General features: G+C 41.3%; 27 protein-coding genes. 20 read left to right on the top strand and 7 right to left on the bottom strand.

Features of this window, described 5'->3' with window-relative positions; all coding sequences use genetic code 11:
- The first annotated feature begins 144 nt into the window (after positions 1–144).
- The 6 genes from AB1I63_04530 (at position 145) to AB1I63_04505 (ending at position 6,613) form a co-directional block, all read left to right on the top strand.
- A complete protein-coding gene (locus AB1I63_04530; protein MEW4354152.1) occupies positions 145–1,308 on the top strand; it encodes a class I SAM-dependent rRNA methyltransferase in 1,164 nt (387 codons plus the stop codon).
- Positions 1,305–1,982, top strand: a complete 678-nt coding sequence (gene aroD, locus AB1I63_04525; GenBank protein ID MEW4354151.1) for a type I 3-dehydroquinate dehydratase — start codon at positions 1,305–1,307, stop codon at positions 1,980–1,982. The genes AB1I63_04530 and aroD overlap by 4 nt, the downstream gene beginning before the upstream one ends.
- Positions 1,972–2,826, top strand: coding sequence for a shikimate dehydrogenase (locus tag AB1I63_04520; GenBank protein ID MEW4354150.1), 855 nt, complete (start codon positions 1,972–1,974; stop codon positions 2,824–2,826). The genes aroD and AB1I63_04520 overlap by 11 nt, the downstream gene beginning before the upstream one ends.
- A gap of 9 nt (positions 2,827–2,835) precedes the next feature.
- Positions 2,836–3,903: a 3-dehydroquinate synthase gene (gene aroB / locus AB1I63_04515; GenBank protein ID MEW4354149.1), complete on the top strand. Its 1,068-nt coding sequence runs from the start codon at positions 2,836–2,838 to the stop codon at positions 3,901–3,903.
- Between the two features lie 48 nt (positions 3,904–3,951).
- On the top strand, positions 3,952–5,118 hold the full coding sequence (aroC, locus tag AB1I63_04510; GenBank protein ID MEW4354148.1) for a chorismate synthase: 1,167 nt from the start codon (positions 3,952–3,954) through the stop codon (positions 5,116–5,118).
- A gap of 388 nt (positions 5,119–5,506) precedes the next feature.
- The gene (locus tag AB1I63_04505) at positions 5,507–6,613 is read left to right on the top strand and encodes a prephenate dehydrogenase (protein MEW4354147.1); all 1,107 of its coding nucleotides are present in this window, start codon (positions 5,507–5,509) and stop codon (positions 6,611–6,613) included.
- 97 nt (positions 6,614–6,710) lie between these two features.
- Here AB1I63_04505 and AB1I63_04500 read toward each other — a convergent pair whose 3' ends face one another.
- A complete protein-coding gene (locus AB1I63_04500; protein ID MEW4354146.1) occupies positions 6,711–7,940 on the bottom strand; it encodes an IS110 family transposase in 1,230 nt (409 codons plus the stop codon).
- A 303-nt stretch (positions 7,941–8,243) separates the two neighbouring features.
- Between AB1I63_04500 and AB1I63_04495 the strand changes: the two genes are divergently transcribed.
- The 6 genes from AB1I63_04495 (at position 8,244) to rlmD (ending at position 14,314) form a co-directional block, all read left to right on the top strand.
- The gene (locus AB1I63_04495; protein ID MEW4354145.1) at positions 8,244–8,582 is read left to right on the top strand and encodes a YlbF/YmcA family competence regulator; all 339 of its coding nucleotides are present in this window, start codon (positions 8,244–8,246) and stop codon (positions 8,580–8,582) included.
- Positions 8,583–9,029: 447 nt separating this feature from the next.
- Positions 9,030–10,313 carry a 3-phosphoshikimate 1-carboxyvinyltransferase gene (gene aroA / locus AB1I63_04490; protein MEW4354144.1) on the top strand — a complete coding sequence of 428 codons (1,284 nt, stop codon included), beginning with the start codon at positions 9,030–9,032 and terminating at the stop codon, positions 10,311–10,313.
- Positions 10,306–10,782: a shikimate kinase gene (locus tag AB1I63_04485; protein ID MEW4354143.1), complete on the top strand. Its 477-nt coding sequence runs from the start codon at positions 10,306–10,308 to the stop codon at positions 10,780–10,782. Before aroA ends, AB1I63_04485 begins: the two co-directional genes overlap by 8 nt.
- Positions 10,779–11,612, top strand: coding sequence for a prephenate dehydratase (pheA, locus tag AB1I63_04480; GenBank protein MEW4354142.1), 834 nt, complete (start codon positions 10,779–10,781; stop codon positions 11,610–11,612). Before AB1I63_04485 ends, pheA begins: the two co-directional genes overlap by 4 nt.
- A 12-nt stretch (positions 11,613–11,624) precedes the next feature.
- Complete coding sequence (locus AB1I63_04475) at positions 11,625–12,878, top strand: LCP family protein (GenBank protein MEW4354141.1); 1,254 nt, start codon at positions 11,625–11,627, stop codon at positions 12,876–12,878.
- 77 nt (positions 12,879–12,955) lie between these two features.
- A complete protein-coding gene (rlmD, locus tag AB1I63_04470) occupies positions 12,956–14,314 on the top strand; it encodes a 23S rRNA (uracil(1939)-C(5))-methyltransferase RlmD (protein MEW4354140.1) in 1,359 nt (452 codons plus the stop codon).
- Positions 14,315–14,755: 441 nt separating this feature from the next.
- Here the strand turns inward: rlmD and AB1I63_04465 are convergent, their stop codons facing one another.
- From AB1I63_04465 to AB1I63_04455, 3 genes are all read right to left on the bottom strand, one after another.
- A complete protein-coding gene (locus tag AB1I63_04465; protein ID MEW4354139.1) occupies positions 14,756–15,787 on the bottom strand; it encodes a DNA/RNA non-specific endonuclease in 1,032 nt (343 codons plus the stop codon).
- 126 nt (positions 15,788–15,913) lie between these two features.
- On the bottom strand, positions 15,914–16,561 hold the full coding sequence (locus tag AB1I63_04460) for a hemolysin III family protein (protein ID MEW4354138.1): 648 nt from the start codon (positions 16,559–16,561) through the stop codon (positions 15,914–15,916).
- Positions 16,539–17,000: a DUF1836 domain-containing protein gene (locus AB1I63_04455; protein ID MEW4354137.1), complete on the bottom strand. Its 462-nt coding sequence runs from the start codon at positions 16,998–17,000 to the stop codon at positions 16,539–16,541. The genes AB1I63_04460 and AB1I63_04455 overlap by 23 nt, the downstream gene beginning before the upstream one ends.
- A gap of 85 nt (positions 17,001–17,085) precedes the next feature.
- Here AB1I63_04455 and yaaA point away from each other — a divergent pair, with 85 nt between their 5' ends.
- Entirely contained in the window at positions 17,086–17,814 is a 729-nt protein-coding gene (gene yaaA, locus AB1I63_04450) for a peroxide stress protein YaaA (protein ID MEW4354136.1), read from the top strand.
- 213 nt (positions 17,815–18,027) lie between these two features.
- Here the strand turns inward: yaaA and AB1I63_04445 are convergent, their stop codons facing one another.
- Together AB1I63_04445 and AB1I63_04440 are read right to left on the bottom strand one after the other, a co-directional pair.
- Complete coding sequence (locus AB1I63_04445) at positions 18,028–18,579, bottom strand: NADPH-dependent FMN reductase (GenBank protein ID MEW4354135.1); 552 nt, start codon at positions 18,577–18,579, stop codon at positions 18,028–18,030.
- Positions 18,580–18,641: 62 nt separating this feature from the next.
- Positions 18,642–19,088, bottom strand: a complete 447-nt coding sequence (locus AB1I63_04440; GenBank protein MEW4354134.1) for a MarR family transcriptional regulator — start codon at positions 19,086–19,088, stop codon at positions 18,642–18,644.
- Positions 19,089–19,207: 119 nt separating this feature from the next.
- On the opposite strand from AB1I63_04440, the gene AB1I63_04435 reads away from it, so the two are divergent.
- The 5 genes from AB1I63_04435 (at position 19,208) to AB1I63_04415 (ending at position 23,022) form a co-directional block, all read left to right on the top strand.
- The gene (locus AB1I63_04435) at positions 19,208–19,438 is read left to right on the top strand and encodes a DUF1146 family protein (GenBank protein ID MEW4354133.1); all 231 of its coding nucleotides are present in this window, start codon (positions 19,208–19,210) and stop codon (positions 19,436–19,438) included.
- A 20-nt stretch (positions 19,439–19,458) separates the two neighbouring features.
- Complete coding sequence (gene murA, locus AB1I63_04430; GenBank protein MEW4354132.1) at positions 19,459–20,742, top strand: UDP-N-acetylglucosamine 1-carboxyvinyltransferase; 1,284 nt, start codon at positions 19,459–19,461, stop codon at positions 20,740–20,742.
- Entirely contained in the window at positions 20,732–20,920 is a 189-nt protein-coding gene (locus AB1I63_04425; GenBank protein MEW4354131.1) for a DNA-directed RNA polymerase subunit beta, read from the top strand. Before murA ends, AB1I63_04425 begins: the two co-directional genes overlap by 11 nt.
- Before the next feature lie 62 nt (positions 20,921–20,982).
- Positions 20,983–21,816: a DNA/RNA non-specific endonuclease gene (locus AB1I63_04420; GenBank protein ID MEW4354130.1), complete on the top strand. Its 834-nt coding sequence runs from the start codon at positions 20,983–20,985 to the stop codon at positions 21,814–21,816.
- A gap of 126 nt (positions 21,817–21,942) precedes the next feature.
- Complete coding sequence (locus AB1I63_04415) at positions 21,943–23,022, top strand: serine hydrolase (GenBank protein MEW4354129.1); 1,080 nt, start codon at positions 21,943–21,945, stop codon at positions 23,020–23,022.
- Between the two features lie 90 nt (positions 23,023–23,112).
- On the opposite strand, the gene AB1I63_04410 is transcribed toward AB1I63_04415, so the two are convergent.
- On the bottom strand, positions 23,113–23,913 hold the full coding sequence (locus AB1I63_04410) for a peptidylprolyl isomerase (GenBank protein ID MEW4354128.1): 801 nt from the start codon (positions 23,911–23,913) through the stop codon (positions 23,113–23,115).
- Positions 23,914–24,043: 130 nt separating this feature from the next.
- Between AB1I63_04410 and AB1I63_04405 the strand changes: the two genes are divergently transcribed.
- Both AB1I63_04405 and AB1I63_04400 read left to right on the top strand, forming a co-directional pair.
- Positions 24,044–24,376 (top strand): DUF2500 domain-containing protein, encoded by a 333-nt coding sequence (locus tag AB1I63_04405; GenBank protein ID MEW4354127.1) that lies wholly within the window; start codon positions 24,044–24,046, stop codon positions 24,374–24,376.
- A gap of 7 nt (positions 24,377–24,383) precedes the next feature.
- On the top strand, positions 24,384–24,716 hold the full coding sequence (locus AB1I63_04400; protein ID MEW4354126.1) for a DUF2500 domain-containing protein: 333 nt from the start codon (positions 24,384–24,386) through the stop codon (positions 24,714–24,716).
- Positions 24,717–24,804: the final 88 nt, after the last annotated feature.

The raw sequence follows: 24,804 nt of genomic DNA, 5'->3' as shown, positions 1-24,804 counted from the left end.
TTTCATCATTTAAAGTATAACATAAAATAAAAAAATCTTCTCTATTTAGCCCAAAAAGGAGTGGTCGAGAAAGTATGGGAGATTTTTTATCCTATATTTAGACATTATTTTGAGAAAAGTCACAAAATTTGGTATAATAGGTCTATGAAACAAGTGACTCTTCAATCTTCGGCAGAAGAAAAGCTAAATCGAGGCAGATGGATTTTGGAAAAGGACGATTTTTCAGACCTCTCGTTCAGCAATCAAGCAGTAAAATTCTACAATCGTAAGGGTGCTTTCTTAGGTACGGGCTACCTCTCTCTTCAACACAAGGGAGTGGGTTGGTTTGTGACGAGAGGCTCTGTCTCTTTTGATCAAGCATTTTTTGAGGAGCTGTTGAACAAAGCAAAGGCTAAGCGGACAGCTTATCAAGAGGATACAAATACGACGGCTTATCGGCTCTTTAATCAAGAGGGAGATGGGTTTGGTGGTTTTACGATTGATTTATACGGCGAGCATGCGGTCTTTTCGTGGTACAATGCCTATGTTTATCAGCTAAAAGAAGTCATTATCTCTGCTTTTCAAAAAATCTATCCAGAGATTTTAGGCGCTTATGAGAAGATTCGTTTTAAGGGGCTTGAATACGAGTCTGCGTATCTGTATGGTCAAGAGCAGGAAGAGCCCTTTTTAGTCCTTGAAAATGGTGTTTTTTATCAAGTCTTTTTAAACGATGGTTTGATGACGGGGATTTTTCTGGATCAGCATGAGGTGCGAAGCTCTCTTGTTGACGGTCTAGCAGCTGATAAGTCGCTATTAAATATGTTTTCCTATACCGCGGCATTTTCAGTTGCTGCATCGATCGGAGGAGCGCGTGAGACGACCTCTGTTGATCTAGCAAAGCGCAGCCGCGAGTTATCAGAAGCTCATTTTGTGGCAAATAGCTTAGATATGGACAATCACCGTTTGGTAGTCATGGATGTATTTGAGTATTTCAAATATGCGAAACGGCACGGTTTGATGTATGATGTTATCGTTTTAGATCCGCCTAGTTTCGCACGCAATAAAAAGCGGACGTTTTCAGTCGCTAAGGATTATCATAAATTGATTGAGGAAAGCTTAGAGATTTTAGCGCCAAACGGGATTCTCATTACGAGTACCAATGCAGCCAATCTCTCTTACAAACGCTTTAAACAAGAAATTGAAAAAGGATTTGGAAAGATACTACATACCTATCTTTCTGAGTACGGTTTACCAGCAGATTTTGCTTATAATAAAAAAGATGAAAGTAGTAACTACCTCAAGGTATTTACAATTAAGGTGGACAAATGAAATTAGTCGTATCAGTCATGCCCAGAAGTTTAGAGGAGGCAGAAAAAATCGATCAGTCGCGCTATGAAGATGCTGATATCATCGAATGGCGAGCAGATTTTCTGCCTAAAAGCGATATTTTGACAGTGGCTCCCGCGATTTTTGAAAAATTTGCTGGTCGTGAGTTGATTTTTACCTTGCGCACACAGGCAGAAGGGGGAGAAATCGCCTTATCAGATGAAGAATATGTCGCAATCATTAAAGAAGTCTCTAGCCTTTACCAGCCCGATTATGTGGATTTTGAGTATTTTTCACATAAAGATGTATTTGAGCAGATGCTTGATTTTCCAAATTTAGTCCTTAGTTACCATAATTTTGAAAAAATGCCTGAAAATATGATGGAAATTTTATCAGAATTAACCAGCTTAACACCAAAAGTGGTAAAAGTGTCGGTTATGGCTCGTCAGGAGCAGGATGTGCTTGATTTGATGAATTATACACGCGGCTTTAAGACACTGAATCCAGATCAGGAATTCGTCAGCATTTCTATGGGAAAAATCGGAAAAGTATCGCGTGTGGCAGCTGATGTTATGGGCTCTAGCTGGTCATTTGCTAGTATTGATGAAGCAAGTGCGCCAGGGCAGATTTCGCTCCAAAGCATGAAACGGATTCGGGAGATTTTGGATGCGGATTGATGGCTATACACGCTTAGCTGCTGTGGTGGCAAATCCCATTAAGCACAGTATTTCACCGTTTATCCATAACCATGCTTTTAAAGCAACTAAGGTTAATGGCGTCTATGTCGCTTGGGAGATTGACAAAGAAGATTTGGCAGAAACGCTGCAAAATATCAAGCGTTATAACATGTTTGGTATCAATCTTTCCATGCCTTATAAACAAGCGGTAATGCCGTATTTGGATGAGGTGACGCCTGCTGCTCGCTTGATTGGGGCGGTGAATACTGTGGTGCATAAAAAGGGGCGTTTGATAGGATACAATACAGATGGACAGGGCTTTTTCAGAAGCCTGCCCTCTTTTTCTATAAAAGGCAAAACCATGCTCATTCTAGGAGCAGGGGGAGCTGGGATGGCGATTATTGCCGAAGCGGCTTTGCAAGATGCAAGAGAAATTGTGATTTTTACCCGCTCTTCTTCTGTGGATAGGGTCAAAAAAAATGTAGAAGTGATTGCTGAAAAGACGCAGACAGCTATCCTTGTTCATTCGCTAGAAGACGAATCGTTTTTACAAGAACAGCTAGCACAGGCTGATCTTTTGGTCAATAGTACCAGTCTAGGAATGGATGGCAAAACCCTGCCTTTAGCTAGCTCCCTCTCTTTGAAACCAGAGACCTTGGTGGCAGATGTCATTTATCAGCCTTTTGAGACACCTTTTTTAGCTTGGGCGAAAAAGCAAGGCAATCAAACGGTCAATGGTTTGGGCATGCTTCTTTACCAAGCAGCGAGTGCTTTTGAGCTGTGGACCGAAAAAGAAATGCCGACAGATGAGATTTGGCAACTATTAGAAAAACGCTATAAATAGGAGAGTAAGATGAAATTAAGAGTAGATTTACCCCATCATCCCTATGATATTGTGATTGAAAAAGGGAGTTTAAGAAAAGCTGGTTCTTGGTTGAAAGAGCTGTGGCAAGCGCAAAAAGTGGTCATCGTGACAGATAATCATGTGGCTAGTCTCTATGCAGAAAAAGTCAAATTAAGCCTAGAAGATGCTGGTTTTGAGACCTATGTCTTTGACTTTTTAGAAGGAGAAGCAAGCAAGAACTTAAAGACGGTCAATAAGGTCTATGAGTTTTTGGTCAAGGTTGGTATGACACGCAGTGACGGTATTGTCGCTCTTGGGGGTGGCGTTGTTGGTGATTTGGCTGGCTTTGTGGCTTCGACCTACATGCGGGGAATTCATTTTGTGCAGATCGCGACAAGCTTGACAGCACAAGTCGACTCTTCCATCGGAGGAAAAACAGGAGTGAATACACCCTTTGCTAAAAATATGGTTGGCACTTTTGCTCAGCCAGACGGTGTCTTGATTGACCCTGAGACCTTAGAAACCCTTGGCAAGCGTGAATTAATTGAAGGCATGGGAGAGGTCATCAAGTATGGCTTGATTGCTGATAAAGAGCTTTGGCAAGAATTAGAGGAGATGGATGGTAGTGTGGAATCCATCTATGAACATGCGGAGAGTATTATCTATCATTCCTGCAATGTTAAGCGAAGAGTCGTAGTGGAAGATGAGTTGGATAACGGCGTTCGTTTGTATCTGAATTTTGGGCATACGATTGGGCACGCGATTGAAGCGTCTGCTGGTTATGGACAGGTGATGCATGGTGAGGCCGTGGCTATGGGCATGGTACAGATTTCTCGTGTGGCAGAAAGAAAAGGCTTCATCCAGCAAGGCTTGACGCAAGACATCATGAGCATGTGTGAAAAGTTTGGCTTACCAATCAGCTATCAAGCTGGGCAGGAAGAGGAACTCTATCAAGCACTGCTGCATGATAAGAAAGCAAGAGGAGCCAATATCAAGCTAGTTTTAGTACCAGAGATTGGCACAGCTCAGATCCACGAAGTGCCATTGCTAGATTTGAAAGAGTATTTGAAAGCTTAAATTCAGCCTTGTTAACCTAAGAATGAGAAAATGTAGAGGGAGAATGAGATGAGATATTTAACAGCAGGAGAGTCGCACGGACCACGTTTGACAGCGATTATCGAAGGAGTCCCAGCAGGACTTCCTTTGAGTGCTGACTACATCAATGCGGAATTAAAACGCCGCCAAGGTGGCTACGGTCGTGGAGAGCGTATGAAAATCGAAAGTGATCAGGTGGAAATCACTTCAGGAGTCCGTCATGGCTTGACCATGGGAGGACCGATTACCCTGAACGTCACGAATCTGGATCATAAGAAATGGTTGGACATTATGAATGTCGCAGATGTAGAAGACAAGAAAAAAGGACTGCGTAAGATTACCAAACCACGTCCTGGGCATGCAGACTTGGTCGGAGGGATGAAGTACCGCTTTTCTGATTTGCGCAATTCCCTCGAGCGCTCTAGTGCGCGTGAAACGACTATGCGCGTGGCAGTTGGATCTGTTGCAAAGCGCATTTTAGAAGAGCTTGGGATGGATGTGGCTAGCCATATCGTGACCTTTGGAGGGATCGATGTGGAGGTGCCAGATGGCTTGAGTGTTGCTGAGATTAAGCGTCTTGCACGAGAGTCTGAAGTGTCGATTGTCAATCCTGAAAAAGAAGCAGAAATCAAGGCCTATATTGACCAAATCAAGAAAGATGGGGATACCATTGGCGGGATTGTTGAGACGATTGTCGGAGGAGTGCCGGTGGGACTGGGTTCCTTTGTCCAATGGGATCGCAAGTTAGATGCCAAACTCGCCCAAGGAGTGGTTTCAATCAATGCCTTTAAGGGAGTTGAATTTGGAGTAGGCTTTGAAGCAGGACGTCTGAAAGGAAGCCAAGTCATGGATGAGATTTTGTGGTCGCAAGAACACGGCTTTACCCGTCGGACCAATAATCTCGGTGGATTTGAAGGCGGGATGACCAATGGCGAGCCAATCGTCATTCGTGGCGTGATGAAGCCGATTCCGACTCTTTATAAACCTTTGATGAGTGTGGATATTGAGACGCACGAACCGTACAAGGCGACAGTGGAGCGAAGCGACCCAACGGCTCTTCCAGCAGCAGGAGTTGTTATGGAAAGCGTGGTTGCCACCGTCCTTGCAGCAGAAGTCTTAGATAAATTTTCTTCTGATAATATGGAGGAATTAAAAGAAGCGGTGGAAGCTCACCGTGCCTATGTGAAAGGCTTTTAATACTCGTTAGACTTATCAACAATCACATTCTGACATCATTGAATTTCAGTTCGATCTGAGCTTTAGTCCGAATTTTGAGATAAAGGAGTGAGAAAAGGTAGTGGGACAAAAATCGTGATTTCGTAGAAATCGATTTTGTAGTCCCACCCCCGCAAGGTTGACGCGGCTTGTAGAATATTGATTTATGAATGTTTTACAAGCCCGACAACTACTGCGTCAAACTGTTCAAACTATAAAAATAAAGAAGTTGGGTACTTTTGTCCCAACCTCGATTGAGTCTCACCTTCCCCATTTCTTAATTGTGGATGTTCGTTAGATGTTGAATGTTGTAAGGTATGCATAATCATTGATTGCATGCGAATAAATCCTGTTTGAGGAAGGAGAAATAGTGGAGACGAAAGTTGTATATATTGCAGGTCTAGGTTTAATTGGGGCGTCTATCGCACTAGGCATCAAGCGGGACCATCCAGAGATTGAAGTCTGGGGCTACAATCGAGGCGAGCAATCACGGCAAATAGCACTGGAAAAGGGCATGGTTGATCAGGCAACGGATGATTTTCTTTCCCTAGCTCCAAAAGCGGATGTGATTATTTTAGCCGTGCCAATCCAGCAGACTATTGATTTTTTGAGAGATTTGGCGACTGTTCCCCTGAAAAAAGGAGCGATCGTGACGGACGCTGGCTCAACAAAGCTTGAAATCGTAACAGCAGCAGAAACCTACCTAGCTCAGCCTGGGATTTCCTTTGTTGGAGGACACCCCATGGCAGGGAGTCACAAGTCTGGGGCAAGTGCAGCAGATGTGAATTTGTTTGAAAATGCTTATTATATTTTCACACCGTCACGTTTGACAGGTGAGGAAACGATTCCGACCTTGAAAGAGCTTCTATCAGGACTCCATGCTCGTTTTATTGAGATTGATGCAGCAGAGCATGATAGAGTCACCAGTCAAATTAGCCATTTTCCCCATGTTCTAGCGTCTAGTCTCATGGAGCAGGCTGCTGCTTATGCGGAGAATCATGAAATGGTTCAGCATTTTGCAGCAGGTGGTTTTCGAGATATGACGCGGATCGCAGAAAGCGAGCCGGGAATGTGGACCTCGATTTTGATGACCAATAAAGAGGAAATCTTACAGCGAATAGAGGATTTTAAACTTCGATTGGACAAGGTAGCAGAGCTGATCCGAGCAGAAGAAGAGGACAAAGTGTGGGAGTTTTTCAACCATGGTCGTCTGAAGCGCAAGGAAATGAACATCCACAAACGAGCTGGTGTTGATAGCTTTTATGACCTCTTTGTCAATGTGCCGGACGAAGAAGATGCTATTTTGGGCATTTTAGAGCTTTTGCGTGGCACTTCTGTGGTCAACATCCACATCAACGAAGAAAATCGAGAAGACATCAACGGTATTTTGCAGATTACCTTTAAAAATCGCGAAGATTTGGAAAAATCTGCTCATATCATTGAAACCAACACCCCTTACCAAGTATTTATTGATTAAAAAGGAGAAGTTTGAAAAAAAATAAAAGCTAATTGATTTATTGTTTATCCTAATTTTGGGCGCACTAAAAAGAGGTGTTGAAACCTGATTTTTGAGATTAAGCGACATTGAATCCGTGCTGTTGTGCAAAACGAACAGCGTCTTGAACAGACATCGTTTTATCAGGATTTCGTATTTCGGTCAGTCCTTGTAAAACAGGATTGTAGTCTTCTTGTTTCCGTAGCACTTGGTACACAGAAACCAGTAATCTGCGACAGATAGCGATGATAGCTTTTCTGTGCCCACGACGTTTCTTTAGCTTGAGATATTTGTTTCTGAATTCAGGATGTTTATCAGACCTAACAATAGCATTAGCAATTTGAACGAGAAAAGGTTTGAGGTATTGTCCACCTTTAGAAATACGAGTAGAATATTTCTTCCCCGCACTTTCATTGTTGGCAGGGACAAGTCCAGCCCAGGAACAGAGTTTTCCAGCAGAATCAAAGACAGTCATATCGTCCCCTATTTCAGAAATGATTCTGAGTGCAGAGAGTTCCTCTTTGAAACCAGGCACAGTTTGAATTAACTTGACCTGTTCTTGATATTCTTTTCCCAATTCCCGAATCATTGCTTCTAAGTCTTCTTTACAGATAGCTAGGGCATCATAGTGGGCTTTGATGACTCTGATTTTCTCAGCTTGTTCAGGTGTTAATTCGCCTTCCGTAGCGATTTCCAAGTCTTGCACTTTATCCTTCATTCTCTTGTGAACGAGTTGTTCAATGTTTGGTTTCTCTTCAGGATTGTCAAGGATGCTTGTAATAATAGCTTGAGCACTCTTTCCGAAGACATCGGAAACGACACTTGCAATTTGAAGATTAGACCAAGTTAGGCAGTTTTGGTAACGATTTTTCTCGCTAACTTGAAGTTGTGTTAATTTCATTCGATAGCGAAATAGGTCACGTAATTGTCTGATTTTGAGCGGGGGAATAAAGCTAGAAGCAACTAAATCATGCTTGAAGAGGTCGGCTATCCATTGCGCATCTTTCTTGTCGGTTTTCTTTCCTCGAATAGCTTTGACATATTTGGGATGAGCTAAGCAGACATTGGTCTGTTCTTCTAGGATATTGAAAACAGGAATCGAGTATTTACCAGTAGATTCCATACAGACATCGAAGCAGGAATAATATTCCAACCAATCACGTAGCTGAGTGAGTCCATTGGTAAAGGTGGAGAAGCGTTTACGATGGTACTCAGTAATTCCTTGACTATTGGTGATGGCAATAACTGCTACGACAAAAGTTTTATGCACATCAATTCCACAACAATTAGGATAAACGATTTTTAACATAGGAGGAAACTCCTTTCTCAAAAGTAGAGAAGCTCCTATCCCTTGACTGCTCTTCCCTTTCACAAACGAGTCGCTTATCCAAATATAAGTTTACGTGCTCTTAGTCACAGTTAGTTGTGCTTGATAGGAAGAACCACACCTATAATTATTCGAGGTAGTAGCTGAACTACTCACTTACTCTCCTCCCCGTGATTTGTAGTAGTGATAGGGCTTCTCACTGTTATTATAGACAAAAATAAAGAGCATAGCACTTTTTCATTCAGTGTTGTGCCTTGAGTGAAACGAAAGGAATGAATTATAATTATGTCAAACATTTATGATATTGCAAACCAATTAGAACGCGCAGTGCGTGAATTGCCAGAATACAAGGCTGTTGTTGAAAGCAAAAAGGCAGTCGATGCAGATAGCACAGCGAAGCAAATCTTGGAAGACTATCTTGCTTTTCAAAATGAATTGCAAGTAATGGCGCAAGCAGGTCAAATGCCAACGCCAGAAATTCAAGAAAAATTGCAAGCTTTTGGAGAAAAAATCCAAGGAAATCCTGCTCTTGCAACCTTCTTTGGGAATCAACAGCAATTATCTGTTTACCTAGCAGATATTGAACGTATTATCTTTGGTCCTATACAAGAAGTGATGAAGTAATATAAACCATGAGGTTGGTACAAAAGTATCCAGCCTCTTTCTTTTTATTATTTGCACAGTTTGACGTATATCAATAGTCAGGGAAGTGACTATTGATACCTGAGCCTAGAAAGCCGAAAGCGAGGTTTGTCGTCGAGTTCAATGCTTCTAGTCGACTATATTAGCTAGAGTTTACAAATATAGTTGTTTAGTTTTAATTTATTACATCGTTAACTCGTCTTGCCTAACTCTAGTTATGCCTACGACTCATTGCCTCGTACTAAATCCAAACTAAACAACTATAAAAGGACTGAGGGAAAGCGATTTCTTTGAAATCATGATTGATTTCATTCCTATTTTTTACACATTTTTTACAATATTGAAAGCGTGTGCAGTTTAGGTTTGCTTTTGTATCCCTCTTCTTTTTATGGTAAAATAATAAAAAGCATGAAAGTAAGAGGAAGAGAGATGAAATTGAGAACGCAAGCGAGAGCATTGGCGGGGAGCATTCGAGTACCGGGAGATAAGTCCATCAGCCATCGCTCGATTATGTTTGGAAGTTTGGCACAAGGTGTGACAAAAGTTTACGGCATTTTACGAGGAGAGGATGTCCTCTCTACCATGCAGGTTTTTCGTGACATGGGAGTGAAAATTGAAGACAAGGGTGATGTCGTTGAGATCCACGGTGTTGGATTTGATGGTTTGCAGCGTCCTACAAAGCCACTTGATATGGGAAATTCTGGAACATCTATTCGTTTGATTTCAGGTGTTTTAGCAGGGCAGGATTTTGAAGTAGAGATGTTTGGAGACGATAGTCTTTCAAAGCGTCCTATGGATCGTGTCACGATTCCTTTGCGACAAATGGGGGTGAGCATTTCTGGACAGACTGAGCGAGATTTGCCACCGCTTACGATGAAGGGGACAAAGGCTTTACAGCCGATTCACTATCAGTTGCCAGTCGCCTCAGCTCAGGTCAAGTCTGCCCTCATTTTTGCAGCCTTACAGGCAGATGGAGAGTCGGTCATTATCGAAAAAGACCTGACTCGCAATCATACTGAGGATATGATTCGCCAGTTTGGTGGAGATATTCACATCAATGGCAAGGAAATCCGAGTAAAAGGTGGACAGACCTTTAAGGCTCAAGAAGTGCAAGTACCGGGAGATATTTCAAGTGCAGCTTTCTGGTTGGTGGCAGGTCTCATTGTGCCAAATGCTAAGATTGTACTTGAGAATGTAGGTATTGCAGAGACCAGAACAGGAATTTTGGATGTTATCAAAGCCATGGGAGGAAAGATAAGCCTCACTCAAGTGGATGAACTTGCTAAATCTGCTACGATGACAGTAGAAACCTCTGAACTAGTAGGAACGGAAATTGCTGGAGACATCATTCCACGCTTGATTGATGAGTTGCCGATTATTGCTCTGTTAGCAACTCAGGCAAATGGTACAACGGTGATTCGTGATGCTGAGGAGCTAAAGGTCAAGGAAACGGATCGCATTCAGGTAGTGGCTGATGCTTTAAATAGCATGGGAGCAGATATTACACCGACCGAGGACGGTATGATTATCAAAGGAAAAACACCGCTTCACGGCGCAACTGTCAATACCTTTGGTGATCACCGAATCGGTATGATGACAGCGATTGCTAGTCTTTTGGTACAAGATGGGGAGGTGCATTTGGAGCGCGCAGAAGCGATTAAGACCAGCTATCCAAGTTTCTTTGAAGATTTAGAGGGCTTGCTTCATGGCTAAATTTTTACTCGGCTTTATGGGAGCAGGGAAATCCACCCTGGCTAGGCTTTTAGATGCAGATTTCGTAGATATGGATGCTTTATTAGTGGAAAAGCTTGGCATGCCGATTACAGAGTATTTTGAGAAATATGGAGAAGCTGCTTTTCGGCAGGAAGAAACAGCCTTGCTAAAGGACTTGTTAGCAGAAAAAACGTGGATATCCACAGGCGGTGGCATTGTGATGCGGGCTGAAAACCGAGAACTACTCAAGCAAGGGGATGCTTGTATTTATCTGAAAGCTGATTTTGAAACGCTTTATGAGCGCATTGCTAAAGACAGCACAAATGAAAGACCCTTATTTCTGAAAAACAGCAAGGAAAGTCTGCGCGCTATCTATCTTGAGAGGCAAGCCTGGTATGAAGAGGTAGCAACACGGATTTTAGAGGTTGAAGGAAAATCACCAGAAGAATTGGCGGAGGTGTTGCGATGAAGATTGCCTATCTAGGTCCTAAAGGCTCCTTTTCTCATCATGTGGCAGAAGTAGCTTTTCCACAAGAAGACTTGCAGGGGTATTCCACCATTACCGAGGTCATGAAGGCGTATGAGCGAGGAGAAGTCGCTTATTCGATTGTCCCTGTGGAGAATTCCATTGAAGGTAGTGTCCATGAAACCTTGGATTATCTCTTTCATCAGGCAACTATCCATGCAGTAGCAGAAATTGTGCAACCTATTCAGCAGCAACTTCTTGCGACGTCAAAAGAAAAGGAGATTGAGAAAATTCTCTCTCATCCTCAAGCGATTGCCCAAGGGAAAAAGTATATTGATACCCATTATCCTAAGGCTGGTATTGACATGACGGCGAGTACCGCCTATGCTGCTCGTTTTGTGGCAGCTCATCCAGAAAAGCCCTATGCAGCGATTGCACCGCGCTCTGCTGCTAAGGAGTACGGGCTTGAGATTATCGGGCAGGATATTCAGGAAATGTCTGAGAACTACACACGTTTTTGGATTTTAGGAGAAAATGCCCCAAAGCTTGATTTATCTAGTCAGGAAAAGAAAATCAGTTTTGCACTTACATTGCCAGACAATCTTCCAGGTGCTCTTTATAAAGCCCTATCAACCTTTGCGTGGCGAGGAATTGATTTGACCAAGATTGAAAGTAGACCTCTAAAAACAGCCTTGGGAGAATATTTCTTTATTCTTGATGTTAATGGAGCGAAAGAAGAGTTGATTTCCTTTGCAGCTGAGGAGCTACAAACGATTGGAATTACTTATAAAGTTTTAGGAAACTATCAAGTCTATCATATCAAAGAGCAGTAGATTGGAGAAAGTATGCCAAAGAAATCAGACCGTCTCAATCATCATGAGAGTTTAAGACTTCAATACCTCTATCAAAATTTCCATTATCTCAATGAAAAAGAAATGCAAGAATATGAGTATTTACGAAAGAAAGAGCAGGGGAATGTTTTTAAACAGGTACATCAAGAAGAAGTAGCAACTGACTTTGGCTATACAGATCTAGGTTTACCCAAATACTCTAGGGAGCACGATCATATAATGTCTTTCAAAGCGAGAAAAAGACAGTCTCCTAAAAAGCGGAAATTTAAACGGATTGTGAAATGGGTAGCACTGGCATTTATTTTTATCCTTTGTGGTATGATGTTCATGTTTGTTAAAGGCTTGATGGGCGGACATGGCAATCAAAAAGCAGCTCAAACAGAAGTCTTTCATGGAGAAAATACAGCAGATGGGGTCAATATCTTAATTCTAGGAACGGATGGTCGTATTGGTGAGTCTTCGACGGACACACGGACGGATTCCATAATGGTCTTAAATGTCGGTGGAAAAGACAAGAAGATGAAATTGGTCAGCTTTATGCGAGATACTCTTGTTCATATTGATGGCGTTAGCCAAGGAGATGAATATGATCAAAAGTTGAATGTGGCTTACTCGATTGGAGAGCAAGACAATCAACAGGGAGCAGAGTTGGTGCGTGAAATGCTTAAGGATAACTTTGATTTGAGGATTAAATACTATGCTTTGGTGGATTTCTCAACGTTTGCAACAGCGATTGATACCCTCTTTCCAAATGGAGTAGAGATGAATGCTAGTTTTTCAACCGTTGATGGTCAAGAAGTGGATGAAGTAGAAGTTCCAGATGATTTGAATATGAAAGACGGTATTGTACCAAATCAGACTATTCGTGTCGGAAAGCAGCGTATGGACGGACGAACTCTTCTCAACTATGCTCGTTTTCGTAAGGACGACGAAGGGGACTTTGGTCGAACTCGTCGCCAGCAAGAAGTCATGGTAGCCATTTTTTCACAGGTGAAGGATCCAACCAAGCTCTTCACAGGCTCTGAAGCAGCTGGGAAAGTCTTTGCTCTCACTTCAACCAATATTCCGTATAGTTTCTTATTAACCAATGGCTTGGGAGTAATCGGAGATGCTAAAAATGGGATTGAAAAAGTGACAGTTCCTGAAAATGGTGACTGGGAAGATGCCTATGATATGTATGGTGGACAAGCTCTTCTTATTGATTTTGAAGCCTATAAGAAAAAATTAGCACAGTTAGGATTACGCTAGTTTATCCGCTTTATGGTATAATGAAAAGGTTGGGGATTCCCCAACCTTTAGTTTTTTGAACAGAAAGAAATGAAAATATGATGAAAAAAAATGATATTGTAGAAGTAGAGATTGTGGATTTGAGCCACGAGGGGCTAGGGGTCGCAAAAGTAGACGGCTTGGTCTTTTTTGTGGAAAATGCCCTGCCAGGTGAGATGATTTCCATGCGCGTGCTCAAGGTCAATAAAAAAATTGGCTATGGAAGATTGGAAGAATATCTCACCACATCACCTGAGCGCAATGAAGCGATTGATACGACTTATTTGCGAGCTGGAATTGCAGATTTGGGGCATTTAAACTATGAAGCACAGCTCCAATTTAAAACTAAGCAGGTCAAAGATAGCCTGTATAAGATTGCAGGGATTAAGGACATAGAGGTGCCACTCACGCTTGGTATGGATCAGCCTTTTGCTTACCGTAACAAGGCACAAGTCCCTGTACGTCGTGTCAATGGTCAGCTAGAAACAGGATTTTTCCGTAAGAATTCCCACGATTTAATGCCGATTGAGGATTTTTATATCCAGCATCCTGAGATTGATCAAGTGATTGTAGCTGTGCGTGATTTGCTGCGCCGTTTTGACCTTAAACCCTATAATGAAGAGGAAAAATCAGGTCTTATTCGCAATATCATTGTTCGCCGTGGGCATTATACAGGTGATATCATGGTAGTTTTAGTCACCACTCGTCCGAAAGTCTTTCGCATTGAACAGCTGATAGAGCTTTTGGTAGCCCAATTCCCGCAGATTAGCTCCATCATGCAAAACATCAATGACCGTGACACCAATGTCATCTTTGGGCAGGAGTTTCGTCTGCTTTATGGTAAGGATTGTATCACTGACCAGATGCTGGGCAACACATTTGAAATTTCAGCTCCGTCCTTTTATCAGGTCAATACCGAAATGGCAGAGAAACTCTACCAGACAGCCATTGATTTTGCGGATGTTAAGCCTAATGACATTGTTGTTGATGCCTACTCTGGGATCGGAACGATTGGACTTTCCTTTGCCAAGCACGTAAAAGCTGTCTATGGTGTCGAAGTCGTGCCTCAAGCGGTAGAAAATAGCAAGCGCAATGCAGAGCTAAATGGCATTACAAACGCTCACTATGTCTGTGATACGGCTGAAAATGCTATGAGCAACTGGGTCAAAGAAGGTATCGAAGCCAATGTCATTGTCGTTGATCCACCGCGCAAAGGCCTGACAGAGAGCTTTATTAAGGCTAGCTGCCATATGAATCCAGACAAGATTGTCTACGTTTCTTGCAATGTCGCAACTCTCGCCCGCGACCTCAAACTTTACCAAGAATTAGGCTATCATCTTAGTAAGATTCAGCCTGTCGATCTATTTCCGCAGACGCATCATGTGGAGTGTGTTAGTCTGCTCGTGAAGGAGAGATAAAGTCCACGGTTTCAAAGTGAAGAAAAGGCTTGATTTTAAGCCTTTTTTGCCTTTTTGAGAGAAGTATCAGTTCAACTTCCATGACTGAGGTAGTGGGATTGATGTGGATAATGTTAGAAATGTATTTCCATTTACACAAAGAAGGTGTGTTTTTTAAAAATAGTTTGTTTGTGAGAATAGATTTGTCCCTAGTCTGAACAGAATCTTTTATAATGGCAAAAAAGGAAGTACATTCACTCACTATTTCCTTGAAGAGATGATGCTAGCGTTAGTGTATCGGTGATTACTGTCTCATTCTAATAAAGTGTTTATTTTAGCGCTTGAGTTTGGAACAGGAAAGAAGTACATAAAAATAGCACCTCATTGGGCGCTATTTTCTTGCTTGTTAAACTCATCGAATGTAGTATCTTTTTTCTGTTGAGGAGGCAAAATTTTAGATAATCATTCTTTACTTGTATGCCGCTTACCTTGGGCGATAGCTTCTGATTCGGTCATGGAAATCACGCGGTCTAGGCGAGTGTTTTTAGGCATGTTTCCTGTATCATACCAATAGACATCTGCTGCACCATAGCGAGCAATATAGACTGTTCGTTCTTCTTGTTGGTTTGCTTCTTGAGGAGCAGCTTCAGGAAGATTTTGTTCAGGAGGAACGATTTGCTCTTCAGATTTTTGAGTTTCTTCTAGCTGTCGTTGCTCGGCAGCTTTCTTTTCTTCTTCGGCTTTTTTAGCCATGTCAATAGGGCTTGCTTTGCCTGTGGCATAATCAATTGTTGCATTTGGAGAGAGATTGTCGAGTATAACGGTCGTAATACCGTGTTCATCAACCGTTTCTTTACCTCCTACTTTAATTTCCAGTTTTTGTCCATGTTCATCCAAGCCAACATACTGCAACTTGATTTGGCGTGGTAGAAGTTCCTTATCTGTATAAATCGGCGTGACTTTATAATCTAACCAGTAGTTTGGATGAATGGCCAACCAGTTGTCCAATTGATTCTCATAGTAGAGCATGCTCTCTTGATTCTTCTCATCTGTACCCTTGAAGTTACCAGCATTCAACCAAGCTGTCATGGGCGCTAAGTTTCGTTTTTCATTGGTCAATCCACTAAATTGATAGCCGATCAAATGTCCACGATGCATAAGCCAAGCTTTTTTCTTGCCATCATTGTATGCAAATTTAAAATTATGCCAGCCTACGGGATCATACTTGATTTTTGGTTCTTGTTGTTTCTTAGGTTCGTCCTTATCTTGTAGCTGAATATGTGCAGATGTAGCACGTTTTAGGGAATCTAATTCACCTAGTAGTACTTGTTTTTGACCAGTAAAGGAAAGGGTCCCATCTTCAGCGATTACAGGAGCAAAGTTCTCAGCATAAACGATAGAAGGGGTGAAAGTGTTGGTCTTATTTGATGAGACAAAAAGGTTAAGACTCAATAAGGCTAGTGTGGCGAGAAGCCATTTAGAAGATTTTTTCATTATCAATTCTCCTTGATCAGCGAATGATTTAACAAGTTTTATACTATTATTATACTCTTTCGAAAGCGCTTTATCAATGAAAGACTAAAAAAATTGAACAAATTTCGTTCAATCTTTTGAGCTATTCTACATAAAATAAACGATAGCTAAATACTGCAAGACAGATGCAGCTAAGATAAATAAATGCCAAATCATATGGAAATAGGGTCTGCGTTTGGCATAAAATCCTGCTCCCACAGTATAACAAAGTCCGCCAGCTAACATCAATCCCCAAAAGAGTGGAGTTGTTTGGCTGATAATAGGAGGAATGATGAAAACAACTAACCAGCCCATGATGAGATACAAAGCCAGGCTGAATTTTTCATTGACTTCTTTGGCAAAGATTTTATAGAGAATACCAAAGAGAGTCGCTCCCCACTGGATGGTAATGATGAGGTAGCCTAGCCAGTTATTCATCAAGGTCAAAACAACAGGTGTATAGCTTCCTGCGATAGCGATATAAATCATAGAGTGGTCAATGATTCGCAAGATATACTTGTGAGTTGATCCATAGGCCATAGAGTGATAGATCGTCGAAGATAGAAACATGAGAAAGAGGCTGATGACGAAAATTGAAACACCGATAGAAGATAGAAGACCATGAGTCTCATAGGCATAGGCAGACGAGATAGGCAGTAAAATCAGCATAGCAAGGCTTCCAACAGCGTGGGTAATGCTATTTGCTACTTCTTCGCCAAAGCTGAGTTGTGGACTAAGTTTGAGGGCTTGTTTCATGAGAGTCTCCTTTCAAGGTGAGGCTGATGATTCTAGTTTGATGAAAGAGTTGAACCGTTTGGCAGGCGCTTTGAATGGCGGGATGTGCTTCGCTTTTTGAGTGTTGATTCATACAAGTTGCAAATTCGTCATAGAGTTCTTGAGAAGTTCGTGTTTCTAACAGTAGCTCAATCGTTTCTGCAATATCTGGAATCGGAAATACCTGCTTGAGTATTGTCAGTGCTAACAGACGAGCAAGTTGGGCTTGATTGTATTTTTTCTTGACGGGCTTTTGAATATAGCCGTGTTTGACATAATTGTTAATCATGGAGGAAGTTAAGGGTTTGTCTAGGCTCGTAAAGACCTGTTGGTTGATTTGATTGATATAGAGCAGGACCTGATCGAGATAGAGGTCAAGATCGGGTAATTCTTCCCACAGGGGGATAGAGGGTTTATTCATGATTATCAACTCCTTTTTTATCTAGTCTTTATAACTAGATTATAAAGTAATTGACTTTAAATGTCAAGTTTTGTACAATAAATATATGAAAATTTTAATTCCCACCGCAAAAGAAATGAATCTAAATGTTGAAACGACAAGGAGAGAACCTTTATCAGTAGCTAGCCAAGCAGTGCTAGAGGATCTAGCCGCTTATACTGTCCAAGATTTGGCAACATTATATCAGATAAAGGAAGAGCGTGCAGAAGAAGAGTATCAGCATATCCAAGCTTTAAAGACACAAACAGCGAAAACCTATCCAGCTTTGGAATTGTTTGACGGGCTTATGTATCGAAATATCAGACGTCAAAATTTGGAGTTTGCTGAAAAGAATTATTTAGAAGACCATCTTTTGATTACATCGAGTTTGTATGGTGTGATCCCTGCTTATGGAACCATTTCTCCTCATCGTCTTGATTTTATGATGAAGCTAAAAGTAGCTGGCAAGAGTTTAAAACAGCATTGGAAAGAGGAGTTCGATGCTGCGGTAAAAGGAGAAGATGTGCTACTTTCTCTCTTGTCTAGTGAGTTTGAGATGGTTTTTTCAAAGGTGAATCGAGATAAGATGATTCGGTTTAAATTCTTAGAAGAAAAAGAAGGGCAGCTCAAGGTTCATTCGACGATTTCTAAAAAAGCAAGAGGACAATTTCTTACGGCTTTGATGGAACATCAAGTAGAAGATCTTGCGGTGATAAAAGACATGAGTTTTGCTGGCTTTTCTTTCCGAGAAGATTTATCGCATGATCAGGAATATGTCTTTGTCAAAACAGTATAGTCATTTAGTTTTCATTTATTACGTCGTTAACTCGTCTTGCTCCAACAGTCTGGGAGACTGTTGGAGGTTGGAAATAAGGATTATCTCATAATCCTCAGTAGTTTCAGTTATGCCTGCGACTCGTTGCCTCGTACTAAATCAAAATTAAACAACTATATAAAAAAGTTGGACCATTTGGTCCAACTTTTTTTAGGATGGATTATAAAAGATAGGTTATTGAATCGCTGCAAGAAGTGCTTCTGCTTGTGCAGCTAATTCAGCTGTTTTTTCTTCAGAAAGAACTAATTCCCCTGTTCCCCAAGCTTCTGGATTGACAGGAGCACCTGTGAATGGTTCAACGACTTGCATACGGATGAATGGCAAGAGTTTACGGTAATCTTTGAAGACTTCTTCTGGAGAAGTTCCATTTGCCACAGAAGAAACTGTGACGAATTTCTCATGAAGGGCTGAAGCACTTGTCGTATCAGACAAATCAAGGGCACGAGAGAGCCAGTCAAGAAGGTTTTTCACAACACCTGGGATAGACCAGTTGTAGACAGGTGAGAAGATCCAGATAGCATCTACTGCGAGAACTGCTTCGCGTGCTGCAGCAACAGCGCTAGGTGCTGGAACTTCAAGGTCTTGGTTCATCAAAGGAACTTGGCTGTAATCAAGGTAAGAAACTTCCGCACCTCCAGCTAGGGCTTTTTCAGCTATTTGTGCCATTTGGTGGTTAAACGAACCTTGGCGAAGGGAACCGACGATAAATAAGATTTTTTTAGACATAGTATTTCTCCTTTTTGTTGTATGAAAATATATTACAACAAAAAGTACTAATTAGCAATAATTTAGCTCAGATTTTTAAATTTCTTTAAAATACGAATTAAATCTTTTTTATCTTGCTCATCTAAAACAGTCATGGCTTGCTGGATATTTGCAATATGATCAGGCAGGATCGCCTCGATCTTTGTGCGTCCTTCAGGAGTCAGACCGACAAGAAAAGATCTGCGATCATTTGGATCACAGGTGCGAAAGATAAGACCATCTCGGACCATGTTTTTGATGACGACTGTCATATTACCAGAGGTAGCCAGAATTTTATCAATCAGATCTTGAATGCGTAAATTTCCCTTGCTATATAAGGTTTCTAATACTGCAAACTGAGTCGGTGTGAGCTGGTGCTCTTTAAAGGTTCGATTTTCAAAAGGTAGAAGTGTTCTTTCTGCTTTTTTAAAGACAATCATTGTCTTTAGATCTAGCTCGTGTTTTTTTAAAAGTTCAAGCATTTGTTTCATATGTATATTTTACTAAGAAATACTTGATAAAGCAAGAATTTTTTTGATATTACTATCTAGTATTTTGAGGCTCAGTGTTGCAGATTTGGATTTTTAGAGATTTTTGGTATAATAGGTCTATGATTCAATTAGTATTTATTCTCAGTAGTCATTTATTTTTTATCTATCTGTCCTTTCATTTGCTCTCAAGTCTCGTGCAGTGGGACAAGTATTTAAAAGTAACAGCTGAGAATAGTGTGAAAATTCGTTTATTGATTTTTCTGTTGAGTGTGATGATGGGCTATTTATTGAGTTCATTTTTCATCAGCTTATACCAGCTAGGTAGAGAAGCTTTTTTAACAAATTTATGAGAAAGAGTAGTGTAGAAATTATGGATAAAATCGTCATCAAAGGTGGCAATACACGATTAGAGGGAACAGTGGAGATTGAAGGGGCAAAAAATGCAGTCTTGCCTCTTCTTGCAGCGACCGTTTTGGTAAGCAGTGGAAAAACTGTCTTGACCAATGTTCCTGTCTTATCAGATGTCTTCACTATGAATCATGTGGTGCGTGGGTTGCATACGACAGTTGATTTTGACCAAGACAAGAAAGTCATCACAGTGGATGCTAGCCAGCCAATTACAGAAGAAGCTCCTTATAAGTATGTCAGCAAAATGCGGGCTTCTATTGTGGTATTAGGACCGATTTTGGCACGTAATGGTCATGCAAAGGTCTCTATGCCAGGTGGATGTACGATTGGGAGTCGCCCGATTGATCTTCATTTAAAAGGATTAGAAGCCATGGGTGCTGAAATTCACCAAACAGCTGGTTTTATCGAAGCGAAAGCTGACCGTTTGCACGGAGCGCATATTTACATGGATTTCCCTAGCGTGGGAGCGACACAAAACATCATGATGGCAGCGACCTTGGCTGATGGTGTAACGGTAATTGAAAATGCTGCTAGAGAGCCAGAAATTGTCGATTTGGCAGTCTTGCTCAATAAAATGGGCGCAGATGTACGCGGTGCAGGGACTGAGACCTTGACGATTACAGGTGTGAAAGAGCTACACGGAGCGACTCATAGTGTGGTGCAAGACCGTATTGAAGCTGGAACATTCATGGTCGCAGCTGCGATGACGGGAGGAAATGTTCTTATAAAAGATGCGATTTTTGAGCACAATCGTCCGCTCCTTGCGAAAATGCAGGAAATGGGTGTGACCGTCACAGAAGAAGAAAATGGTATTCGTATTCAAGCAGAGTCTGGTAAGTTGAAAGCAGTTCATGTTAAAACTCAACCTCATCCAGGCTTTCCAACGGATATGCAGGCGCAATTTACAGCCTTGATGACAGTGGCGCAAGGTGAGTCTATCATGACAGAAACGGTCTTTGAAAATCGTTTCCAACATCTAGAAGAAATGCGTCGGATGGGACTTCACTCGGATATTATGCGAGATACGGCACGCATTGTTGGCGGGCAGCAGCTCCAAGGTGCGGAAGTCATGTCGACAGATTTACGAGCAAGTGCAGCTCTTATTTTGACAGGCTTGGTAGCTAATGGTGAGACTAAGGTTGGTCAACTTCAACATTTGGACCGTGGCTATTATCGCTTCCATGAAAAGCTAGCAAGTTTAGGAGCGGATATTCAACGAGTGAAGGAAGACGACGATGAAAGCTAATTTTTCATATATTGGTAAACAGTTGGGGTTGATCGCTTTGGTTCTCTTTGTGGGATTTCTTCTTTTTTGTGCAGGTCTGATGATTGGATACAGCCTTGTGGGCAATGGAGAGAATGCTTGGGCGATTTTATCTCCTGAAAAGTGGCAAGGTTTAGTGGATAAATTTACAGGAAAATGAAGAGGCTAAGAGAGCTTAGTAACAGCTGAGCTTGGTCTTTTTCTGTGATGAGAAAGGAAATCATGGCAAGAAAGATGAGAAAAAAAAGCCAGCAAACCTTGGTTGGTCTGCTTCTTAGTTTAGCCTTAGCGGCAGGTGGCTACTATATTGGTGACCAAGGTGGCTTTCTCCCAAATGAACAAGTCCAGCAGACTAGATCAGAAAGCGTAGCAACACCTGATCAAGCCTTAGCTGAAAGTGTCCTAACAGACGCGATTCGTAGGCAAGTAAAAGGAGGACTAGAGTGGAATGGGGCAGGAGCTTTTGTTGTCAATAGCAATCACACGGATCTTAACGCCAATGTGGCCAGTCAACCTTATGCGGATAATAAGGTCAAAACCGTCGGTGGAAAGATAGTTCCGACTGTGGCAAATAGCTTGATGACAAAAGCTACTCGCCAGTATAAAAAGCGAGAAGAAACAGGTAACGGCACAACCAGCTGGACGCCTGCAGGCTGGCATCAGTTGCGAAATCTCTCAGGCGAATATAGTCATGCGGTGGATCGTGGGCACTTACTAGGCTATGCCCTGATTGGTAATCTCAAGGGCTTTGATGCCTCAACGAGCAATCCTGAAAATATTGCCGTTCAAACTGCCTGGGCAAATCAAGCGAATCGATCTGATTCAACAGGGCAGAATTTTTATGAAACCAAGGTCCGAAAGGCTTTGGATCAGAATAAACGAGTGCGCTATCGTGTCACTTTGCTTTATCAAACTGAGCAAGATTTGGTGCCAGTAGGTTCACAGATTGAAGCCAAATCAAGTGATGGCAGTTTGGAGTTTAATGTCTTTATTCCTAATGTTCAAAAAGGAATTGCTCTCAATTACCAAACAGGGGAAGTGAGATTGGTACCGTAAGAGAAAAGGCTGTTCTAAGCCTTTTTTACATATCTATTTTTTATGGATTTTTTTAGTAAAAAAATTTGCCATTTTTCTTGTCATTTTTGGAAGAATTTTTTATAATAAATGGAGTTAGGAGATGCCATGAGTAAAAAAATTGTAACGATTTTAGCAAGCGTTGGATTGGGCTTATCTTGCCTTTTGTTTTTCCTATTTTTATATAAGGGTCAAGAAACCAAGGCAACAGGAAACGAGTCTGCCAATGAAACCTTAAAACAGGTAGTAGAGCGAGACCATCTCATTAAGCCAACGGCAACAGAGACAGAAAAAAATGCGGCCAAAGCAGAGCCTAAAACGATGGAAGAAAAACAGGCGGTGATGGAAGCAGACAGAGAGACTATGGAGTCCTATGGGTTGTACTATGACTATGCCAATATGGGTTTGGTAGAGGTTGTTCAAGCTTATCTTGCAGAAGCAGGAATTGATCCATCTAGCATTGCTTTTACCTATCAAGATATAGCGACTGGAGACACATTCTCGCTGAATGATACGCAACCAATGACGGCAGGAAGCACATATAAACTTCCTCTTAATATGCTAGTAGTGGATGAGGTTGAAAAAGGGAAGCTTTCTCTAACAGAAAAATTTGATATTACCCATACGGATTACGAATATGAAGGGGAGCATGATAATTATGTAGCTGCATTTGCTGGTGAGATGACGATTCCAGATATGCAGGAATACTCTCTTGTATATTCGGAAAATACTCCTGCCTATGCTCTTGCAGAGCGTTTGGGAGGGATGGAAAAGGCATTTAGTATGTTTGACCGCTACGGAAAATCAAAATCTGCTGAAATCCCGACTATTAGCCAAGAAAATAAAACGACAACCAGTTATTATATTCAAGTTTTAGACTATCTGTGGAAGCACCAAGAGAAATATCAAGATTTGTTGAATTTTATCGGTATTTCTTTTCCAGGTGAGTACTATAAGATGTTTGTTAATGGTGTGACCATCTACCAAAAACCTGGCTATGTGCGTGAGGCTTTGAATGTTGATGCGATTATCATGGAGAAAAGTCCTTATCTTGTTTCTCTTTATACCGCAGGGCTTGGAGGAACAACTCCAGAGAGTAATGTCTTGAGTGCCGTCGGGATGTATCAAGTCGGTCAGATTTGTTATGTAATCAATGAATGGCATCGTGTGAATATGAATAACGGATAAAAATAACGACTGAGGAATCAGTCGTTATTTTTATCATGTTGGGGGCAAATTTGGAAAATCTACTAAGTTTTAGCTGGATTTAGTAGATAGTTATTTCATAAAATCATAATCTTTGATAATATCAATACCTTCGATTTTGATATCAGAAGTTGGTTTGTCTTGCTCTCCGGTCTCTGTGGCTGCGATTTTATCAACGACATCCATGCCTTCAATGACTTGTCCAAAGACGGTATATCCACCATCTAGGCTTGGATTTCCACCTTTTTCATAAGCTTTGATTATCTTTTCTGGGTATTTCTGTGGTGAGAGTTTTCCAGCTTGATTTTGCGCATTTTGGTTGATGAAAAATTGGCTACCATTGGTGTCAGCTCCAGCATTTGCCATGGCAAGGGCTCCACGGATGTTGTAGAGATAAGGTGAGATTTCATTTTTAAATCCTTGCCCCTTATCAATATTAGGGTCTTTGCCGCTCCAGATGGATTCTCCGCCTGTTCCATTTCCTTTTGGATCTCCTGTTTGGATCATGAAGTCTTTAATGACGCGGTGGAAAATCACTCCGTTGTAATAGCCCTCTTTAGCATGAGTGAGGAAGTTTTCGACGGCTAAAGGTGCATAGGTTGGAAACAATTTAATCCGAATATCGCCTTCCGTGGTCTTAATCTTGACTTCAGCTTGGTCTTTTTCAACTGTATCACTTAGTTGAGGAAAGACAGCATTTTTATTGGTGAGGGCATCTTTGAGGTCTTTGGCGTATTGCTCAGAAGCTTTGGTATTTGCCTCTGCTGCAAGGCTAGAATCCACATAATTATCCCCTCGAAGGGCACGTTTTACATCTGTACAGCCAGATAGGGTGAGACTTGCTAGGCAGCCCAGTAAGAGTAATTTTTTCATAGATTTCCTTTCCTGTTGATGAATTATCCTTATTGTAGCACGAATTGGATTCTTTTTCAAAAATTGGATGAAACTGTTGTTTTTTAGTAAAATTTGTTATAATAAGAACAATGAAAGGTAGGATAGGAATATGGATCCAGTTTCAATGATGCCAACATGGTTTTTATTTATTGTTATCACTATTTTGGGCATTTTTCTATGGAGGGTGGCTACTAGCATTTTTGAAGGAATGAAAAATAGCACGTCTCCTCAAGAAGTAGCAGAAGCGACAGTCATTAGTAAGCGAATGCATGTCGGTGGTAGCGAAACTGCCTATACGTCCTACTATTTGACCTTTGAGTTGATAAATGGCGAACGTAGAGAATTTCGAGTGAAAAGCCAAGTCTATGCCTTATCAGTGGAGGGGGACAAAGGAGAATTAAGCTTTCAAGGGACACGATTCCTTGATTTCAGAAGGAGATAAAAGGAAGATGAATCCATATGATGATAACAAAATGGCTATTTTTGTGATTCTCTCTCTTTTTTTGATTGGTCTGTTTTGGACAATTCTAAAGTCCATGAGCGAAGAGTTAAAAAATAATGCAGCTAAAAAAGAAGTGTATCAGGCTAACTTGATTGGCAAAAGAACTGATCTTCGTCGTGGGCGCTATGCTTCAACGCGTTATTATGTTACCTTTGAATGGGGAGCTGGTGAGCGTAAAGAATTCTGGGTAGACGGAGAACTCTATGGTCTATTAGCCGAGGGAGATAAGGGAGAATTAAGTTTTCAAGGGACACGATTTCTTGATTTTAAAAGGCAGTAGAGGTTTAGGGTGTTTTAGTTTTAACTTTGTAAGAAATGTAGTATAATAAGGACAGACCAATTGAATACGGGGTGATGTTGTTCTTTGT

This window comes from Streptococcus pneumoniae (genome assembly GCA_040719455.1).
GTDB classification, from domain to species: Bacteria; Bacillota; Bacilli; order Lactobacillales; family Streptococcaceae; genus Streptococcus; species Streptococcus pneumoniae_G.
Note: the sequence above shows the minus strand (reverse complement) of the source record. Positions and strands in the feature narration are given on the sequence as shown.

Coding starts and splice junctions, on each gene's coding strand:
- AB1I63_04460 (MEW4354138.1), bottom strand. CDS start 16,561: ATGAAACAAGCCCTCAAACTTAGTCCACAACTCAGCTTTGGCGAAGAA.
- aroA (MEW4354144.1), top strand. CDS start 9,030: ATGAAATTGAGAACGCAAGCGAGAGCATTGGCGGGGAGCATTCGAGTA.
- AB1I63_04420 (MEW4354130.1), top strand. CDS start 20,983: ATGGCAAGAAAGATGAGAAAAAAAAGCCAGCAAACCTTGGTTGGTCTG.
- AB1I63_04500 (MEW4354146.1), bottom strand. CDS start 7,940: ATGTTAAAAATCGTTTATCCTAATTGTTGTGGAATTGATGTGCATAAA.
- aroC (MEW4354148.1), top strand. CDS start 3,952: ATGAGATATTTAACAGCAGGAGAGTCGCACGGACCACGTTTGACAGCG.
- AB1I63_04465 (MEW4354139.1), bottom strand. CDS start 15,787: ATGAAAAAATCTTCTAAATGGCTTCTCGCCACACTAGCCTTATTGAGT.
- aroD (MEW4354151.1), top strand. CDS start 1,305: ATGAAATTAGTCGTATCAGTCATGCCCAGAAGTTTAGAGGAGGCAGAA.
- AB1I63_04400 (MEW4354126.1), top strand. CDS start 24,384: ATGAATCCATATGATGATAACAAAATGGCTATTTTTGTGATTCTCTCT.
- AB1I63_04410 (MEW4354128.1), bottom strand. CDS start 23,913: ATGAAAAAATTACTCTTACTGGGCTGCCTAGCAAGTCTCACCCTATCT.
- murA (MEW4354132.1), top strand. CDS start 19,459: ATGGATAAAATCGTCATCAAAGGTGGCAATACACGATTAGAGGGAACA.
- AB1I63_04495 (MEW4354145.1), top strand. CDS start 8,244: ATGTCAAACATTTATGATATTGCAAACCAATTAGAACGCGCAGTGCGT.
- aroB (MEW4354149.1), top strand. CDS start 2,836: ATGAAATTAAGAGTAGATTTACCCCATCATCCCTATGATATTGTGATT.
- AB1I63_04415 (MEW4354129.1), top strand. CDS start 21,943: ATGAGTAAAAAAATTGTAACGATTTTAGCAAGCGTTGGATTGGGCTTA.
- AB1I63_04440 (MEW4354134.1), bottom strand. CDS start 19,088: ATGAAACAAATGCTTGAACTTTTAAAAAAACACGAGCTAGATCTAAAG.
- AB1I63_04455 (MEW4354137.1), bottom strand. CDS start 17,000: ATGAATAAACCCTCTATCCCCCTGTGGGAAGAATTACCCGATCTTGAC.
- AB1I63_04520 (MEW4354150.1), top strand. CDS start 1,972: ATGCGGATTGATGGCTATACACGCTTAGCTGCTGTGGTGGCAAATCCC.
- yaaA (MEW4354136.1), top strand. CDS start 17,086: ATGAAAATTTTAATTCCCACCGCAAAAGAAATGAATCTAAATGTTGAA.
- AB1I63_04425 (MEW4354131.1), top strand. CDS start 20,732: ATGAAAGCTAATTTTTCATATATTGGTAAACAGTTGGGGTTGATCGCT.
- rlmD (MEW4354140.1), top strand. CDS start 12,956: ATGATGAAAAAAAATGATATTGTAGAAGTAGAGATTGTGGATTTGAGC.
- AB1I63_04405 (MEW4354127.1), top strand. CDS start 24,044: ATGGATCCAGTTTCAATGATGCCAACATGGTTTTTATTTATTGTTATC.
- AB1I63_04475 (MEW4354141.1), top strand. CDS start 11,625: ATGCCAAAGAAATCAGACCGTCTCAATCATCATGAGAGTTTAAGACTT.
- AB1I63_04530 (MEW4354152.1), top strand. CDS start 145: ATGAAACAAGTGACTCTTCAATCTTCGGCAGAAGAAAAGCTAAATCGA.
- AB1I63_04445 (MEW4354135.1), bottom strand. CDS start 18,579: ATGTCTAAAAAAATCTTATTTATCGTCGGTTCCCTTCGCCAAGGTTCG.
- AB1I63_04435 (MEW4354133.1), top strand. CDS start 19,208: ATGATTCAATTAGTATTTATTCTCAGTAGTCATTTATTTTTTATCTAT.
- pheA (MEW4354142.1), top strand. CDS start 10,779: ATGAAGATTGCCTATCTAGGTCCTAAAGGCTCCTTTTCTCATCATGTG.
- AB1I63_04485 (MEW4354143.1), top strand. CDS start 10,306: ATGGCTAAATTTTTACTCGGCTTTATGGGAGCAGGGAAATCCACCCTG.